The following is a 17,259-nucleotide window of genomic DNA, read 5'->3' as shown; positions in this document are numbered from 1 at the left end:
TGCTTAGAAAGTGAAGCGTGAGTGATGCATGAGAACCGTCCCCGTGCCTCACTTTCCCATCAAGTAGTCATAGACTAGAAAGGGCCCTTTTTTTAGTGTGATGTGTAAAAAGGTTTTGATGAAGGGGTAGTCGTGGTTGGGCATCATTTTGGTTAGTTCGCTCCACCATTCTGTTTCATAACGGGCGATCATGCTTAAGTTGTATAACAATAAATAGTGGATCAGCAGTTCCGGGAAGTTGAAAAGCTTCCCTTTGTTTATTGGAAGTGTCCAGCACCCTTCTTCCATATGGAATTTTAAAGGGGAAATGGCTGATACCGGATTGTTATTCAAAATTAAATGGATTCCTTCATCAGCAGAGAATTCCACCCCGTTAGCAAATTTCGAGGCAAGAAACTCTTTAAATCGACTCTCGGTCATATGATAGGTATCCAGTATTTTCTCGGGAATATGGAGCTGGCTGCCGTTGCTATGTAGTTTTTCAAAGCTGTTTTTCTTCATAAGTATGAAGAATAATTCATCGAGTTCAGGTATAAGCTGTAGTAATTCCTCCATTAGGACTTTTTCCCCTTCAAGCTGTTTCATGTGAAACAATTTTTCTGACATAAATGGAAAAAGTCCATTTTTTTGTAACTTCACTTCGTCTTGAAAAAATAAATAATTTTGCTTTTTTCTTTTTCTGGTGGAAACACCGTGTGCCAATACCGCTGTTGTTTCCGGATAGGATGGATCTACGGTTAAGATGCAGGCTTTTATTAAATGGACAAGCCCATAGAAAAGCAATATAGGTTTAATAACCAGCGGGGCTTTTTCTGCCTGTTCATAATAGATTTGTCCATGTTCGAGATAATATAAAAAGGCATATCCATTTTCATAGCTCTTTTGTTCAGGATTCTCAATATTCCGCTTAAGATAGCTATTTTTCAAATAGTGCTGACAGTATTCAGCTGAAAAAAAGCATGAGTAGCTTTTCCAGCCTTTAAATGGCGTATTCAAAGCAGATCACCTTTTTCAGAAAAATCTTACTAATATTTCTTCCTTGACAGTATTTTGTCCAATTGATAACCTACAAATAATATTTTTTGACCTGGAGGCTGTTAATATGTGGGAAAGTAAGTTCGCAAAAGAAGGATTAACGTTTGATGATGTATTATTGATTCCTGGCAAATCAGAGGTGCTGCCACGCGACGTGAGTTTGCAGGTGGAGTTAACACCTGCGGTAAAGCTCAATATTCCAGTTATAAGTGCAGGTATGGACACAGTCACGGAGTCCGAAATGGCAATTGCTATGGCCCGCCAAGGCGGCCTTGGAATTATTCATAAGAATATGACCATCGAACAGCAGGCTGAACAGGTTGAAAAGGTTAAGCGTTCAGAAAGCGGCGTTATCACTGATCCGTTTTTCCTGACTCCTGAACACCAAGTATTTGATGCAGAGCATCTAATGGGGAAATATCGTATTTCAGGTGTTCCAATCGTTAACAACATGGAGGAACAGCGTCTGGTTGGCATTATCACCAACAGGGACCTTCGTTTTATTCAGGATTACTCTTTCAAGATCTCTGATGTCATGACAAAGGAAAATTTAATTACTGCTTCAGTTGGGACAACCTTGAAGGAAGCTGAACAAATTCTTCAAAAGCATAAAATTGAAAAGCTGCCTCTTGTGGATGACCATGGAGTGTTAAAAGGTTTAATCACAATTAAGGACATTGAAAAAGTGATTGAGTTCCCTAATTCCGCAAAGGACAGCCAAGGCCGTCTGTTGGCAGGAGCTGCAGTTGGGGTGACAAGCGATACGATGAAACGGATCGACAAGCTGGTGAAGGCTAATGTTGATGTAATCGTAGTCGATACGGCACACGGGCATTCCAAGGGTGTGCTAGACACTGTAAGGCAAATTAGAGCTGCCTACCCTAACCTTGCGATTATCGCCGGAAACGTAGCCACTGCAGAGGGAACCAGGGCCTTAATCGAAGCCGGAGTAGATGTCGTTAAGGTTGGAATTGGACCAGGTTCGATTTGTACGACACGCGTTGTAGCTGGTGTCGGAGTACCGCAAATAACAGCTGTTTATGACTGTGCTGGTGAAGCCATGAAACACGGGAAAACGATTATTGCAGACGGTGGTATTAAATACTCTGGTGATATCGTCAAAGCTTTGGCAGCAGGAGGACATGCCGTGATGCTGGGAAGCATGCTTGCAGGGGTAACAGAAAGCCCTGGAGAAACAGAAATTTTCCAAGGACGCCGCTTTAAGGTATACCGCGGCATGGGTTCAGTAGCAGCAATGGAAAAGGGGTCTAAAGACCGTTATTTCCAAGAGGACAATAAAAAGTTTGTCCCAGAAGGCATCGAAGGACGCCTTCCGTACAAAGGACCATTGGCAGATACCATCTATCAATTAGTCGGCGGCTTACGTGCAGGTATGGGCTACTGTGGCACGAAAAACCTAGAAGAATTACGAATGAACGCGCAATTCGTTAAAATGACCGGTGCCGGCTTACGAGAAAGCCATCCGCACGATGTTCAAATCACCAAAGAGGCACCAAACTACTCAATGTAAATAACCACGTAAGAGCAGATTTTTAGTCTGCTCTTATTTTTTTACTTAGTTGATTGGAGCGGAAATCAACTACTACTACGTATGAAAAAAGCCCTATCTATTTCTAGCAGTCTATCAAAATTGGCAAAAGAATGCTTCGATGCTCTCTCTATGATTTATAAAGCAGTTATGTTAAAATAACCAAAGTGTAAAAAATCATGGAGGGCGTTAATGTGAATAAACATGTTTTTAAAAAGTATCTTGCCAGTGCAATGGCCGTTATTTTGTTCTTCAGCCTTTTTGCCGGCATGGGCCAAGATAAAGCGGAAGCAGCCGCAGCGTTAAACATCAACGCGGACGGTGCCATATTAGTAGATGCAGAATCAGGCAAAGTGTTATACGAAAAAAATGCTGATACTGTCATGGGGATTGCCAGCATGACAAAAATGATGACTGAATATCTTTTACTAGATGCCATTAAACATGGAAAAGTGAAATGGGATCAGGAATATAACGTCAGTGATCTTGTTTATAAAATTTCCCAAGACCGCGCATTGTCGAATGTTCCATTGCGCCAAGACGGCACATATAAAATCCGCGAGTTGTATGAAGCGATGGTCATTTATTCTGCCAATGCAGCAACGATTGCTATTGCCGAAACAATTGCCGGGTCTGAAACCAATTTTGTGAAAATGATGAATGAAAAAGCCAAAAAGTTAGGCTTAAAGGATTATAAATTTGTAAACTCATCAGGTTTAAATAATGCCGAATATCGTGGCATGCATCCGGAAGGCAGCGGTGAAACAGACGAAAACGTCATGTCTCCAAGAGCGGTAGCGAGTCTTGCCTTCCACCTAGTCAATGAATATCCCGAAGTGTTAAAGACGGCAAGCATACCGAAGAAAACATTTCGTGAAGGCACTTCTGACGCAATTAATATGATCAACTGGAACTGGATGCTTCCTTCTTTGGATTATGGATATAAAGGTGTCGACGGACTTAAGACGGGTACCACCGATTTTGCCGGCTACTGTTTTACCGGTACTGCCAGCCGTGATGGCAAACGGTTTATCACAGTTGTGCAAAATGCTAAAGATGCGAGCGGCAAAGGGGACTATAAGGCTCGCTTCGATGAGACTAAGAAAATGTTTGACTATGCATTTGCCAATACAACAAAAGAAACTATTGTACCTAAGCATTATCAGGTAAAGGGCCATAAAACGATACCTGTTATTAAGGGGAAGAATGACCAGGTAAAAGTTTATACAAAGTCAGCCATCAATATGGTCATTGAAAATGGCGAAAAGGAAAATTATAAACCGGTACTGGTGTTAGATAAAAATAAAATTAACAAAAAAGGTGAACTAACAGCACCGATCAAAAAAGGTGATAAGGTCGGCTATTTAACAATAGAGCCTAAAAACAGCGATAAGGTCAACTTTTTAACTGAGGAAGGCAAAGGCAAATTACAAGTAGATGTCATTGCAGCCCAAGATGTTGAGAAAGCAAATTGGTTTGTCCTAATGATGCGGGGCATCGGAGGATTTTTCGGTGATGTCTGGGGAGGCATCTCCTCCACTGTTAAAGGCTGGCTCTAATTAGCGCTAAAGAACCTATAAGTAAAATGTTGGAAAGGATTCTTGTCTTGACAGGAATCCTTTTTTGTTGCTTTAATGATTTTATGGAATAAATAATTCAAATCGAATTAATAGGAATTTTCTAAATAATCAACGTTTTTAACGTGGAAAAACAAGGGGGATTTACAAATGAAAACAGGTACGGATCGGGTAAAACGTGGGATGGCAGAAATGCAAAAAGGCGGCGTCATCATGGACGTTGTTAACGCAGAACAGGCAAAAATTGCTGAGGAAGCAGGCGCAGTAGCGGTAATGGCGCTAGAGCGCGTACCTTCTGATATTCGTGCAGCTGGCGGCGTTGCTAGAATGGCAGATCCTCGAATTGTCGAAGAGGTTCTTAACGCTGTTTCAATCCCTGTTATGGCTAAGGCTCGTATCGGCCACATTGTGGAAGCACGTGTACTTGAAGCACTTGGTGTAGACTATATCGATGAAAGTGAAGTATTAACACCCGCTGATGAAGAGTTTCACTTATTAAAGAGTGACTTTACTGTTCCATTTGTATGCGGCTGCCGTGACTTGGGCGAGGCTGCCCGACGTATTGGCGAAGGCGCATCTATGCTTCGTACAAAAGGCGAACCGGGAACTGGCAACATCGTAGAAGCTGTCCGCCATATCCGCAAGGTTAACGCACAGATTCGCAAGGTTGTAAGCATGAACGAAGATGAGCTTATGACAGAAGCAAAGCTATTAGGTGCACCATTTGAATTATTGCTTGAAATTAAGCGCAATGGCCGCCTTCCGGTTGTTAACTTTGCTGCTGGTGGTGTTGCAACACCTGCTGATGCAGCGTTAATGATGCAATTAGGTTCAGACGGTGTATTCGTTGGCTCTGGTATCTTTAAATCAGAAAACCCTGCGAAATTTGCAAGAGCGATTGTTGAAGCAACAACTCATTACCAAGACTATAAATTGATTGCTGAACTTTCAAAGGATCTTGGAACTCCAATGAAGGGTATCGAAATTTCTTCATTAGCCCCTGAAGCTCGCATGCAGGAAAGAGGCTGGTAAATCGAAAAGCGGAAGCGCCTTGACCAGGGGCGACAGGCATAAGACGAGCTGGCGAGAAGGCTGCCTTTTAGCCTTCTTGACGGATTGGCTGTAGACCTGCGAGCCCCTAGGCGCTGGAGCTAGACAGTAATCTAGGTAAAAGGGGTAATACTATGATTAAAGTAGGCGTTCTCGCATTACAAGGAGCAGTTCGTGAGCATATTCAATCATTAAAAGCTTGTGGTGTCGAAGCCGTTGCCATTAAACACAAAGAAGAATTAAAGGATGTTGATGGCCTTATTCTCCCTGGTGGAGAAAGCACGACAATGCGCCGGCTAATCGATAAATATGATTTTATGGATTCCTTAAAGGAATTTGCCCAGGAAGGAAAACCAATGTTCGGTACCTGTGCAGGCCTTATTCTTTTGGCAAAAAACCTCGTCGGATACAGTGAGCCTCACCTAGGTGTGATGGACGTTACGGTTGAACGCAACTCCTTCGGACGCCAGGTGGATAGCTTCGAGGCCGACCTCGCGGTGAAAGATGTCGCGGGTGACTTCCCTGCAGTCTTTATCCGGGCCCCGCATATCGTAGAGGCAGGCGAAAATGTCGAGATTCTTTCGAAGCATGATGGCCGCATTGTTTTAGCGCGTGAAGGGCAATTTTTAGGCTGTTCGTTTCATCCAGAACTAACGGATGACCATCGTCTTACAGCTTACTTTGTTGAGATGGTAAAAGAAGCAAAAAATCAAAAACAGCCTGTATAGATTGGTTGCTTTTGGCAAATAAATATAGTACTCTAAGTTATACAAATTAGAAATATGCAAAAGCAATGAGAGGAACTAGTAGCAAGAGGTTTATTCTAAAGAGAGCCGGTGGCTGGTGTGAACCGGTGAATAAGACTTGTGAATCCCTCCTCGAGTAGAGTGCGGAACACCTCATCACGAGGTTAGTAAGGACTCTCGGTGAAAAACCGTTACATTTTTAAGGTGGACAGATTCATCTGTCAACCAGGGTGGTATCGCGGGTAACTCTCGTCCCTGTTTTAGGGGCGGGAGTTTTTTGTTTGCCCTCGGATAAATAATAAAGGAGTGTTTAAGCATGTTGGATTTGAAGTATTTAAGAGCCAATTTTGCCGAAGTTAAAGAAAAGCTGCAGCATCGCGGTGAAGATTTAACAGATTTAGGCCGATTTGAGGATTTAGACGTTAAACGACGCGAATTAATTGTCGAAGCGGAAAAACTGAAATCCAAGCGGAATGAGGTTTCTCAGCAGGTTGCTGTATTAAAACGCGAGAAGCAGGATGCCGATCACCTTATCAAGGAAATGCGTGAGGTTGGCGACCGCATCAAGGAACTCGACGATGAGCTAAGAGGCGTTGAGGAGACATTAGAGCTATTATTGCTTAGCATTCCAAATATTCCCCATGAAACTGTGCCTATTGGCGAGACAGAAGATGATAACGTAGAAATCCGCAAATGGGGCCAGGTCCGCGAGTTTAGCTTTGAGGCGAAACCACATTGGGATGTAGCTGACCATTTAGGAATTCTTGATTTTGAACGAGCAGGAAAGGTGACCGGCAGCCGCTTTGTTTTTTATAAAGGTCTTGGTGCCCGCCTTGAGCGCGCGTTAATAAGCTTCATGCTTGACCTCCATGTCGATGAGCATGGTTACACAGAAATACTGCCTCCATATATGGTGAATCGTACCAGCATGACTGGAACAGGCCAGCTGCCAAAGTTTGAAGAGGATGCCTTTTTAATTGAAAGCGAGGACTACTTCCTAATACCGACTGCGGAGGTACCGGTTACTAATTATTACCGCGATGAAATTTTAAGCGGCGAAGAGCTGCCAATCCGCTTTGCAGCCTACAGCGCTTGCTTCCGTTCTGAAGCTGGTTCTGCAGGGCGTGACACAAGGGGATTAATTCGCCAGCATCAATTCAATAAGGTTGAACTTGTGAAGTTTGTAAAGCCTGAGGACTCTTATCAAGAGCTGGAGAAACTGACCGCTGATGCCGAAAAGGTTCTTCAATTACTGGAATTGCCATACCGTGTGTTAAGCATGTGTACGGGAGACCTTGGCTTTACAGCAGCAAAAAAGTACGACATTGAAGTGTGGATCCCGAGCTATGGAACTTACCGTGAAATTTCTTCTTGCAGTAATTTTGAGGCGTTCCAGGCAAGACGGGCTAACATCCGCTTCCGCCGCGACCCTAAGGCAAAACCGGAGCATGTGCATACACTTAATGGCTCTGGCCTCGCGATTGGCCGTACGGTTGCAGCTATTCTGGAAAACTACCAGCAGGATGACGGCAGTGTCGTAATTCCAGCCGTGCTGCGTCCATATATGGGTGGCCGCGACGTCATAAAGCCGTAATAAAAATGTATAATCAAGTTGAATAGCGCCTTTTTTTAATGGCATATTAATAATGTTGACACAGGGTTAAATATATGATAAATTAACTTCTGTTGTCACGGAGGAATACCCAAGTCCGGCTGAAGGGATCGGTCTTGAAAACCGACAGGCGGGTTAAACCGCGCGGGGGTTCGAATCCCTCTTCCTCCGCCATCACATGTAAAAACGCGCATAAAAACTGGAGATAAAAATTCGTTACAATCCTTTGTAACGGATTTTTTATTTTTTAAGAAAAAAGCACATACCAGGGATTTGATATGCTCCCCCTAAAGTAGACAGATGAAAAAACAAAAATCTGTCGTTACTTTAGGGGGATTTTTTATGTCAAAAAGAAGTAAATACTCTTCGGAGGAAAAGTACCAAATATTAATGAAATACCTGGAGGGGGAAATGACCCTTAGTAAGTTAACAAAGGAATATAAGATTTCCTCTTACACACTTCGTAGTTGGAAGGACAAATATGAATTATATGGAATTGGTGGTTTGGAGGAATCACATGAATGGAAGGAGTACTCAGACGAATTAAGATTAAGTGCAATTCAAGATTATTTATCAGGGAATTATTCCGTTTTGGAAATATGTAGAAGGCATAAAGTAAGCCGTGGCGCACTCAGAGTCTGGATAAAGAACTATAATAATCATAAGGAGACGAGACAAACGCATCGGAGGAAATCCCTTATGAGTCAATCCAGAAAATTAACTTTTGAGGAGAAAGTTGAAGCCGTTCATTTTTGTATCAAGAATGGTCATGATTATTCAGCTGTCATGGACAAATATCAAATTAGCTACCAACAAATATACAGTTGGACAAAAAGGTATGAAGCAGGTGGACCAGAGTCCCTACGGGACGGCCGGGGAAGAAAGAAACCTGAAGAAGAACTGTCAGAACAAGATAAATTGAGGATAAAGATAAAGGAATTAGAAGCGAAGAATTATCGATTAGAAGCTGAAAATGCTTTATTAAAAAAGTTGGAAGAAATCGAAAGAAGGCGGTACTAAGTAAGGTTCGGAATGAAGTCGCTTATTGTGCAATACGTGAATTAAATGAAAAAATGAATTACCCTATTCAACTTCTTTGTGCTTTAAGCCATACAAACCGATCTTCATACTATAAATGGCTCAATCGAAAAGAAACGGATCAGGAACGTGAAAATCGTGAATTACTTAAAGAAATTAAAGCAATTTATGACAAGGTGGATGGGATTTACGGCTATAGACGTATTACGATGAATCTCAACCGGAAAATGAATAAACATTATAATGTAAAACGAATTCGTCGTTTAATGCAATTAGTTGGGCTACAATCAAAGATACGACGGAAAAAGAAATGGGATCATCGGCCTTCTGATAATAATGTAAAAGAGAATATCTTGAATCGAGAATTTACAGCAGCACATCCAAACGAAAAATGGGTAACTGATATAACCGAATTGAAATATGAGAATGGGCAAAAAGCTTATTTAAGCGCTGTTTTAGACCTGTACGACAATTCTATCGTATCCTTCGTATTCGGACATCGAAATGATAATAAGCTAGTCTTTAAGACGATTAATGATGCTTTAACAAAGAATCCTTTAAATGATGAGAAACTTTTAATTCACAGTGACCGTGGCTTTCAATATACATCAAACGGATTTAAGAAAGTAGTTGAAGAAAATCATCTAATCCACAGTATGTCTAGAGTAGGAAAATGTATTGATAATGGATGCATGGAATCATTCTGGGGGACTTTGAAGGTAGAAAGATATTATCTTCACCGATATCAATCCTTTGAGGAACTTCAAAAGGATATAAAAGACTACATTCAGTTTTATAATCAAGACCGGTTACAAGCCAAATTTAATGGCCTTAGCCCAATGGAATATCGAACTAAGGCCATTGCCTAATTTTATTTTTTTATACTGTCTACTTGACGGGGTTCAGTTCAATTACCCAATATGTGCTTTTGTTATATATAAAATTTCCTTAAGTTTGTCTTCTACTTCTTGGCATACTCGTTTGGCGTCTGCTTCACTATTCACCACATCGGTTGTGTCCATATCAATGACCAAAACCTCACTGGCATTATAGCGCTCCATGACCCATTCATCATAGCCCTTCCAAACCTCGAAATAATATTCCTTCAGTTCCGGGTTAATTTCAAAGCTGCGGCCGCGGGCCATAATCCGATCAATCACCGTATCAAACGATCCTTTTAAATAAACCATCAAATCAGGAGCTTTTTTGGGAAGTTCTTTTAACTCCTCCAGCATATTGTCGACTAACTCTTCATAGATTTTAAATTCGAGGCTGGAAATCCTGCCTAAATTTTTATTGACATAGGCGAAGTACCAATCTTCATAAATAGAACGGTCCTGAATGGTATAAATCGGGTTTGTCCAATTGATGCAATCCTTGACTGTTTTAAACCGTTTATTTAAGAAAAATAATTGCAATAGGAAGGGAATTCTCCTTGCATCCAATTCTTCCTGTGTTAATTCATAGTAAAGCGGGAGAATCGGGTTGTCATCCACCGCTTCATAAAAAACTTTGCTGTCAATGCCATTATTCTGAAAGTGTGCTTTTAAAGTGTCAGCCACACTCGTTTTGCCAAGACCGATCATGCCTCCAATAACGATGCTCACGAACATCCCCCTGTTTCTATATAGTGTTTGTCCAGCTGTTTGCTTTCAATGATACTCCAAGTTTTTCAATGATATAGTCTAGATCCTGCTCGCTTTTCACAAAATCCAGCTCATCACCACTGAAACGGAGAACTGGTATTTCCGGATGCTCCTTTTCAAAAATAGCCATTGTGTTTTCATAATCTATGGAAAGCTGCTCTAAATAAAGCGGGCTGATGTTTTTCTCGACCTCGCGCCCACGGATTTTTATTCGCTTTAATAAGGTATCGAGACTTGCGTGCAAATATATGATGACATTCGGTTTTGGCATATCCTCTGTCAAAATTTGATAAATCTTATAATATTTTTTGTATTCGTCAGGACTCAATGTCCGAGTAGCAAAAATTAAATTTTTAAATATATGATAGTCAGCCACTACAGATTTATTTTTGCTTAAATAATGGGAATTAATATCTCCAAGCTGTTTAAAGCGATTGCAGAGGAAAAACATTTCTGTCTGGAAACTCCATTCCTCTATGTTTTCATAAAATTTCCCTAAGAATGGATTTTCATCGACAATCTCTTTTAATAATTCAAACTCAAAATGCCGAGAGATGGCTTTGGCGAGAGATGTCTTTCCAACACCTATCGGGCCCTCAACGGTAATAAAGGGTGTACCCCCCATTTGGCTGCTCCTCCTTCTCCAATTGCCTGCAGGTTCTATCTTTTCCAGATTCGTCTGGTTCATATATATATGCAATTTTTAATAATTGTCCTGCAAAGTCGCCAAAAAGCGACAAGCACCTTGTCACTTATTCGAGCAATTATGCTTTAATTCGACACAAACATCATTTTATCACAATCGGCACAGGAAGGGATATGGAATTTTTGAGGAAGCTTTTACAAGTATATAAGAAAGAAAAAACCGCCGGAGACCGGCAGTTATCAGGTGGAGAATACTCGTGTTCCTCTTTTTATTACGTTGAAATTATCAATGATTAACAGCCAGTTTTGCGGGAAGGCGAGACCTAGTTTCCAATAGCTCATTCCTCTTATATTCATCTGTTTGATCAAATCAAATTTTGCCTGGATGGAGCGTGCGTCTTCAAACCAGACTTCATGCTCTTTGCCGGCCGCATCCCTATATCTAAAATGCGGTGCTTGCGCTTTTGTGTCGTATTCAATTGGGACATTGTGTTGGGCAGCAAGCTGGATGGCTTGCTGCGGGCTGACAGCCTTTGCCACGGTACCTTGAACGAAAGGCAGGGTCCAATCATAACCATAGAGATTTTGCCCCATGAGGATTTTGTTAGATGGTATATCTGTCACCGCATAATCCAACACTTTTTTTACCTGGTCAATTGGCGAGACTGCCATGGCCGGACCGCCGCTGTAGCCCCATTCATAGGTCATGATGACAACAAAGTCGGATATTTGACCGTGGGCCTTATAATCATGTCCTTCATACCATTTTCCTTGCTGGGTTGCACTTGTTTTTGGCGCAAGGGCAGTGGACATGAGCCATCCTTCACGTGAAAAGCGCTGCTTTGCCTTTCTTAAAAAGCGGTTATAAGCCTCGCGGTCAGCAGGGCGCAAGAATTCAAAATCAAAATGGATATCACGGAAGCCGTATTTTTTTGCGGTGGTGACAATGTTATTGATAAATCTATCTTGAATTGCGATGTCATTAAGAAGAATCCGCCCTAGCTCATCGCTGAACTGGTCATTTTCCTGGTTATTGATGACCATCATTAAGACATTGCGGTTGGCGTTTGCAATCGCCGGAAAGTTATTTAAGAGCGGCTCCTTTAGCGTGCCGTCACGCCGGGCCTGAAAGCTGAATGGGGCTAAATAGGTAATATAGGGCGCTGCCTCGCGGGCACTTGCTTCCAAATTAGGGGCAACAGATGTCCCGCGTGGTTCCACGTAAGCATTGAATTCTGCATTTCTTTTTTTCCCTTGAGGAATATAAAGCCTTAGACCGACATTGAGCGGCTGGTTAACGGGAATGCGGTTCACATTGGCAAGTTCCTGGGCGGTAGTGCCGTAATCGCGGGCTATTGTAAATAATGATTCACCCGACTGAACGAAATGAAAACGGCCGATAATCGGAATGACAAGTGATTGTCCGATAACCAGCTGATTAGGATTTGGCAAATCATTTGCCTCTATAATATCCTGGGTGGTTGTATGGTAAGCTCTTGCAATGGTTGTCAGCGATTCATTTCTTTTAACCACATGAATCTGCATCTCAATCCCTCCCTGCACATTTGCGCTACAACTATTCTATGAGGGCGGGACTTAATACATGTTATAATGTTAATAATTTTCCTATAAACGGAATTAGTTTAGAAGGCGGTTTATTAAGATGACTAACCAAGATGAGAAATTTATGCTGGAAGCCATAGCAGAAGCAAGGAAGGCAGAGAAGCTGGATGAGGTGCCGATTGGGGCTGTTCTTGTCCATGCTGGTAAAATTATTGCTCGGGCCCACAATCTAAGAGAAAGCGAGCAGAATGCGACGGCCCACGCCGAGCTGCTGGCCATTGACCAGGCCTGCCGGGAAACAGGCTCATGGCGGTTAGAGGATACTACTCTTTATGTCACGTTGGAGCCTTGCCCGATGTGTTCAGGGGCTATTATCTTATCGAGGATCAAACGCGTGGTATACGGGGCGAGCGATCCAAAGGGCGGGTGTGCCGGAACGCTAATGAATCTTTTACAGGATTCACGCTTTAACCACCAATGCGAGGTTGTTAAAGGCGTCTTAGCAGAAGAGTGCGGCAGCATGCTTTCATCCTTTTTTCAAAAAATAAGAGATCGCAAGAAGCAGGAGAAAAAGTTGAAGCGGCACGCATCAGAAATGAACTTACAGTAATTTACAGTTAATATCGATTGCTTTTTTGCTAGATTGTTTGTATACTAAAAAGGCGTCAGATACGACGCACTAATAATTGGTATCAACTTTGCCGCGCTAGGTGGGGAGGTAGCGGTGCCCTGTACCCGCAATCCGCTCTAGCGGGACGGAATCCCTTCCCGAGGCTGATGGCCTGTAGGGTCTGCCTTAAGTAAGTGGTGTTGACGCCTGGGTCCTGCGCAATGGGAATCCATGAACTATGTCAGGTCCGGAAGGAAGCAGCATTAAGTGGACGCTCTCATGTGCCGCAGGGGTGCCTGGGCCGAGCTAACTGCTTAAGTAACGCTTATGGGCGTCAGTCGACGGAAGGTGCGCGGCAGTTATTACATATGCCATAATAAAACTCATCTCAGATTCTGGGATGAGTTTTTTTGTGAACTCTTAGGATTACTTTTGTAAAAAGGAATTTGAATACGTTATAATATATTAGACTAATTTGAAGGGGGCGATGTCGAGTGTCATATCAAGCTTTATATCGGGTTTGGCGTCCGCAGAAATTTTTTGACGTAGTGGGACAGGAACATGTCACGCAGACATTGCAAAACGCCCTGCTTCAGCAAAAAATCTCTCATGCATACCTATTTTCCGGTCCAAGAGGAACAGGAAAGACGAGTGCGGCTAAAATATTAGCAAAGGCGATTAATTGTGAGCATGCTCCTGTTGCTGAACCGTGCAATGAATGTGCGGCCTGCCTCGGGATCACGAATGGAACGATTCCGGATGTCCTGGAGTTTGATGCTGCCTCTAACTCGCGGGTGGAGGAGATGCGTGATGTTCTTGATAAGGTCAAATTTGCCCCCACGGCAGTAAACTATAAGGTCTATATCATCGACGAAGTGCATATGCTCTCCATTAGCGCTTTTAACGCTTTACTTAAAACGCTGGAGGAACCGCCGAAGCATGTCATCTTTATTTTAGCCACGACAGAACCGCATAAAATTCCACTGACGATTATTTCAAGATGCCAGCGTTTTGATTTCAGACGGATTACCGCAGGGTCTATTGTTAATCGGATGAAGCTGATTGTCGAGGAAACTGGCGTTGACTGCGATGAGCGGGCCTTGCAAATGATAGCCAGAGCAGCTGAAGGTGGAATGCGTGACGCATTAAGTCTGTTGGATCAAGCCATATCCTACAGTCAGGACCGGGTGACAGTTGAAGATGCGTTGACCGTCACAGGCTCTGCATCACAGGCATTTTTAAATAAAACGGCCAAGGCGTTTCAGGATAAAGATGTGGCAAGCGGTCTGGAGGCGCTCCAGGAACTTTTATTTCATGGAAAGGACCCAGCGCGCTTTATCGAAGATTTGATCTTGTTTTACAGGGATATGCTGCTATACAAAACAGCACCAAATCTTGAAGAATCTCTCGAGCGGGTGATGCTGGATGATGAGTTTCGCCTGATGGCAGACGAAACGCCAACAGAGCAAATTTATCAGCTGATTGATTTCTTAAATAAGACTCAGCAAGAAATGCGCTGGACCAATCATCCAAGGATTTTCCTGGAGGTAGCCATCGTTAAGCTTTGCCAAATGGAAACTAGCCAAAGTGAGACCACAAGTTCCGGGGAATTGCAGCAGCTACTGACGAGGATTGAGCAGCTTGAGTCGGAACTTCATCACTTAAAAGCTAACGGCGTAGCCGCAGCACCTCAAGATGCCGCGCCACAGCCACAAAAACAGGTACAAAGAACCTCTAGAAATGCCTTCCAGCCGGCTGTTGGTAAAATAAATGAAGTGCTAAAGCAAGCCACAAAAAATGACTTGAATCTGATCAAGGGTAATTGGGGCGAAATGCGATCGAGTCTCATGAAATCACATGCTGCCTTATTAAATGAAGCAGAGCCGGTTGCAGCATCTGCAGCAGCTTTTGTTTTAAAATTCAAGCATGAAATGATTTGTCAAATGGCGATGAGCCGAGGCGATTTCCTGGAAGCAGTAAGCACTATCTTGAACAAATTAACTGGCAAAAGGTTCACGCTTTTAGGAGTTCCTGAAGAGCAGTGGTTAACCATCCGTGAAAATTTCTTAAGCACCCAGCATGGGGAAGAAGGGGAAATCAGCGGGCCTGCCCATGAAGAGGAGCCACATATCGCTGAAGCCAAAAAGCTATTTGGCGAAGAATTTATTGAAATAATTGATTAAAATTTAGGCGGAAACGCCAAAAACAGCTATCAATGTGATTATATAATCTAAATTTAATTGGAGGTTGATTTATCGATGCGTGGTGGAATGGGTAATATGCAAAATATGATGAAGCAAGTGCAAAAAATGCAGAAGAAAATGGCAGAGGCACAAGAACAATTAGGTGAGGAAAAAATTGAAGGAACTGCCGGCGGCGGAATGGTAACCGTCGTGGTAACTGGCCATAAAGAGGTTGTAGATGTTCAAATTAAACCTGAAGCAGTCGATCCTGATGATGTGGAAATGCTTCAAGACCTTGTCCTAGCAGCCGTAAACGATGCACTTAAAAAAGCTGATGAGCTTTCCAATAATACTATGGGACAATTTACAAAAGGATTAAACCTGCCATTTTAAAAACAATAAGCGTTAAGCGCCTTAAGCAGCCACATGCTGCTAAGGGCGCTTTTAGCTTTTTCTAAAGAGAGGAACATAAATTATGCATTATCCAGAACCGATTTCGAAGCTGATTGATAGCTTTATGAAGCTTCCTGGCATTGGGCCAAAAACAGCCGCACGGTTGGCTTTTTTTGTCTTAAGTATGAAAGAGGATACCGTCTTGGATTTTGCAAAAGCATTAGTGAATGCCAAGCGGAATTTAACATACTGCTCTGTCTGTGGTCACATTACCGATCAAGATCCATGTTACATATGTGAAGATCAGCGCCGGAATAAGGGCATAATATGTGTAGTGCAGGATCCAAAAGATGTAATTGCGATGGAGAAAATGAAGGATTACAACGGATTGTATCATGTTTTGCACGGGGCTATTTCTCCTATGGATGGTATCGGCCCGGAGGATATTAATATTCCCGGACTGCTAAAGCGGCTTCAGGACGAAACTATTCAGGAAGTCATTTTAGCTACCAATCCCAATATTGAAGGGGAAGCAACAGCTATGTATATCTCACGGCTGCTGAAGCCGTCGGGTATTAAAACAACAAGGATTGCCCATGGACTTCCGGTAGGCGGGGACCTTGAGTATGCAGATGAGGTTACCTTATCAAAAGCATTAGAAGGGCGAAGAGAATTGTAATATTAAAATTAAAGTTAAATTTAAATTTAAATGCTTTAATGCCGGGGGGATGGCGATGTTTTTTCGGCGCAAAGGAAAGCTTCGGAAGGAATATAATGAAAAGCTTTTAATCCAGTTAAATAAATATAAAGATTATTGGCAGCAGGAAAAACTCCTTTTGGAAAGAAGTCTTGATCCCTCTGAAGAGGTCATTTGCCAATCAAAAGTCGCAGAAGCAAAATATATTCTTCTATTAAGAGAAGCTAAATATAGAAATGTGACATTAACAAAATAAATACTTTTAACTGCTCAAGCAATTGATTGCTTGAGTCTTTTTAATGTTCTATTTTTATGGGCTTGTACATAGCTTTTTAATAAAGAGACCATTGGAGGGTGACGCTTTTTGGAACCAATGTTTGTGATTGCCGTTTTAGGGGGACTAATTGTATTATTGTTATTTACCGGAGCGCCATTTAAGCCTGCCCGATTTGTCGGCCAAGCTGTTATAAAAATATTGATAGGAGCATTATTTTTGTTTTTCCTCAATACAGCAGGAAATCAGTTCGGGATTCATGTTCCGATAAATTTTGCCACGTCTGCTGTATCAGGCTTTTTGGGAATTCCAGGCCTATGTGCGTTAGTGGCGATTCAGCAATGGGTTCTTTGAGACAGAACCGCTCTTTAGCAGCGGTTTATTTTTTTTGAAAAAAGTATTGACCAACATAAAACTATCCTGTAATATATTAAAAGTCGCCGCTAACACGGCAGACAAGAAATAAAAAAAGTTGTTGACTTCAACAACAAGAAATGATATATTTAAAAAGTCGTTTTAAAGCGACGAAGAAATTGACCTTTGAAAACTAAACAAACAAAAACGTCAACAAACAATAATATTCGTTTCATTAGAAACGAAGCCAACGTAACATTTTTGAGCTAATCAACTCAACTTTATTG

General features: G+C 42.2%; 17 protein-coding genes, 1 tRNA gene, 1 other RNA gene and 1 other annotated feature. Of the genes, 15 read left to right on the top strand and 4 right to left on the bottom strand.

The genetic code is table 11. The features are described 5' to 3' along the window. Positions 1–48 precede the first annotated feature (48 nt). The gene (locus tag ACNQGS_RS28170; RefSeq protein WP_491490263.1) at positions 49–996 is read right to left on the bottom strand and encodes a YaaC family protein; all 948 of its coding nucleotides are present in this window, start codon (positions 994–996) and stop codon (positions 49–51) included. Between the two features lie 106 nt (positions 997–1,102). Between ACNQGS_RS28170 and guaB the strand changes: the two genes are divergently transcribed. The 8 genes from guaB (at position 1,103) to ACNQGS_RS28130 (ending at position 9,476) form a co-directional block, all read left to right on the top strand. After that, positions 1,103–2,566 (top strand): IMP dehydrogenase, encoded by a 1,464-nt coding sequence (gene guaB, locus ACNQGS_RS28165; protein WP_491490262.1) that lies wholly within the window; start codon positions 1,103–1,105, stop codon positions 2,564–2,566. A 251-nt stretch (positions 2,567–2,817) separates the two neighbouring features. Next, positions 2,818–4,143 (top strand): D-alanyl-D-alanine carboxypeptidase family protein, encoded by a 1,326-nt coding sequence (locus tag ACNQGS_RS28160; RefSeq protein WP_491490265.1) that lies wholly within the window; start codon positions 2,818–2,820, stop codon positions 4,141–4,143. A gap of 168 nt (positions 4,144–4,311) precedes the next feature. Then, the gene (pdxS, locus tag ACNQGS_RS28155; RefSeq protein ID WP_213148390.1) at positions 4,312–5,193 is read left to right on the top strand and encodes a pyridoxal 5'-phosphate synthase lyase subunit PdxS; all 882 of its coding nucleotides are present in this window, start codon (positions 4,312–4,314) and stop codon (positions 5,191–5,193) included. A gap of 152 nt (positions 5,194–5,345) precedes the next feature. Further along, on the top strand, positions 5,346–5,939 hold the full coding sequence (gene pdxT / locus ACNQGS_RS28150; protein ID WP_491490261.1) for a pyridoxal 5'-phosphate synthase glutaminase subunit PdxT: 594 nt from the start codon (positions 5,346–5,348) through the stop codon (positions 5,937–5,939). Between the two features lie 56 nt (positions 5,940–5,995). Continuing rightward, positions 5,996–6,217: a binding site (T-box leader), on the top strand. A 56-nt stretch (positions 6,218–6,273) separates the two neighbouring features. After that, positions 6,274–7,551, top strand: coding sequence for a serine--tRNA ligase (gene serS, locus ACNQGS_RS28145; protein ID WP_491490260.1), 1,278 nt, complete (start codon positions 6,274–6,276; stop codon positions 7,549–7,551). Between the two features lie 99 nt (positions 7,552–7,650). Beyond that, a tRNA-Ser gene (locus ACNQGS_RS28140) sits at positions 7,651–7,743 on the top strand. A gap of 168 nt (positions 7,744–7,911) precedes the next feature. Beyond that, on the top strand, positions 7,912–8,589 hold the full coding sequence (locus ACNQGS_RS28135) for a transposase (RefSeq protein WP_491490259.1): 678 nt from the start codon (positions 7,912–7,914) through the stop codon (positions 8,587–8,589). Beyond that, complete coding sequence (locus ACNQGS_RS28130) at positions 8,550–9,476, top strand: IS3 family transposase (protein ID WP_491490264.1); 927 nt, start codon at positions 8,550–8,552, stop codon at positions 9,474–9,476. Before ACNQGS_RS28135 ends, ACNQGS_RS28130 begins: the two co-directional genes overlap by 40 nt. Before the next feature lie 42 nt (positions 9,477–9,518). Here ACNQGS_RS28130 and ACNQGS_RS28125 read toward each other — a convergent pair whose 3' ends face one another. The 3 genes from ACNQGS_RS28125 to ACNQGS_RS28115 form a co-directional block, all read right to left on the bottom strand. Continuing rightward, positions 9,519–10,220 carry a deoxynucleoside kinase gene (locus ACNQGS_RS28125; RefSeq protein WP_213148387.1) on the bottom strand — a complete coding sequence of 234 codons (702 nt, stop codon included), beginning with the start codon at positions 10,218–10,220 and terminating at the stop codon, positions 9,519–9,521. Positions 10,221–10,230: 10 nt separating this feature from the next. After that, on the bottom strand, positions 10,231–10,878 hold the full coding sequence (locus ACNQGS_RS28120; RefSeq protein ID WP_491490258.1) for a deoxynucleoside kinase: 648 nt from the start codon (positions 10,876–10,878) through the stop codon (positions 10,231–10,233). Between the two features lie 260 nt (positions 10,879–11,138). Next, complete coding sequence (locus ACNQGS_RS28115) at positions 11,139–12,443, bottom strand: glycosyl hydrolase family 18 protein (RefSeq protein WP_491490257.1); 1,305 nt, start codon at positions 12,441–12,443, stop codon at positions 11,139–11,141. Between the two features lie 118 nt (positions 12,444–12,561). Here ACNQGS_RS28115 and tadA point away from each other — a divergent pair, with 118 nt between their 5' ends. From tadA to ACNQGS_RS28080, 7 genes are all read left to right on the top strand, one after another. Beyond that, positions 12,562–13,071, top strand: coding sequence for a tRNA adenosine(34) deaminase TadA (gene tadA, locus ACNQGS_RS28110; protein ID WP_491490256.1), 510 nt, complete (start codon positions 12,562–12,564; stop codon positions 13,069–13,071). A gap of 91 nt (positions 13,072–13,162) precedes the next feature. Continuing rightward, positions 13,163–13,427: signal recognition particle sRNA large type (gene ffs, locus ACNQGS_RS28105), an RNA gene on the top strand. Between the two features lie 138 nt (positions 13,428–13,565). After that, the gene (gene dnaX, locus ACNQGS_RS28100; protein WP_491490255.1) at positions 13,566–15,254 is read left to right on the top strand and encodes a DNA polymerase III subunit gamma/tau; all 1,689 of its coding nucleotides are present in this window, start codon (positions 13,566–13,568) and stop codon (positions 15,252–15,254) included. A 75-nt stretch (positions 15,255–15,329) separates the two neighbouring features. Beyond that, entirely contained in the window at positions 15,330–15,647 is a 318-nt protein-coding gene (locus tag ACNQGS_RS28095; protein WP_213148382.1) for a YbaB/EbfC family nucleoid-associated protein, read from the top strand. Positions 15,648–15,729: 82 nt separating this feature from the next. After that, positions 15,730–16,326: a recombination mediator RecR gene (gene recR, locus ACNQGS_RS28090; protein ID WP_213121203.1), complete on the top strand. Its 597-nt coding sequence runs from the start codon at positions 15,730–15,732 to the stop codon at positions 16,324–16,326. 55 nt (positions 16,327–16,381) lie between these two features. Then, positions 16,382–16,600, top strand: a complete 219-nt coding sequence (locus ACNQGS_RS28085) for a YaaL family protein (protein ID WP_213148393.1) — start codon at positions 16,382–16,384, stop codon at positions 16,598–16,600. A 108-nt stretch (positions 16,601–16,708) separates the two neighbouring features. After that, positions 16,709–16,972, top strand: coding sequence for a pro-sigmaK processing inhibitor BofA family protein (locus ACNQGS_RS28080; RefSeq protein ID WP_213148381.1), 264 nt, complete (start codon positions 16,709–16,711; stop codon positions 16,970–16,972). Positions 16,973–17,259: the final 287 nt, after the last annotated feature.

The sequence above is a fragment of the Neobacillus sp. PVCKKU3 genome, assembly GCF_058323225.1.
This window is presented reverse-complemented; position numbering and strand designations above follow the sequence as displayed.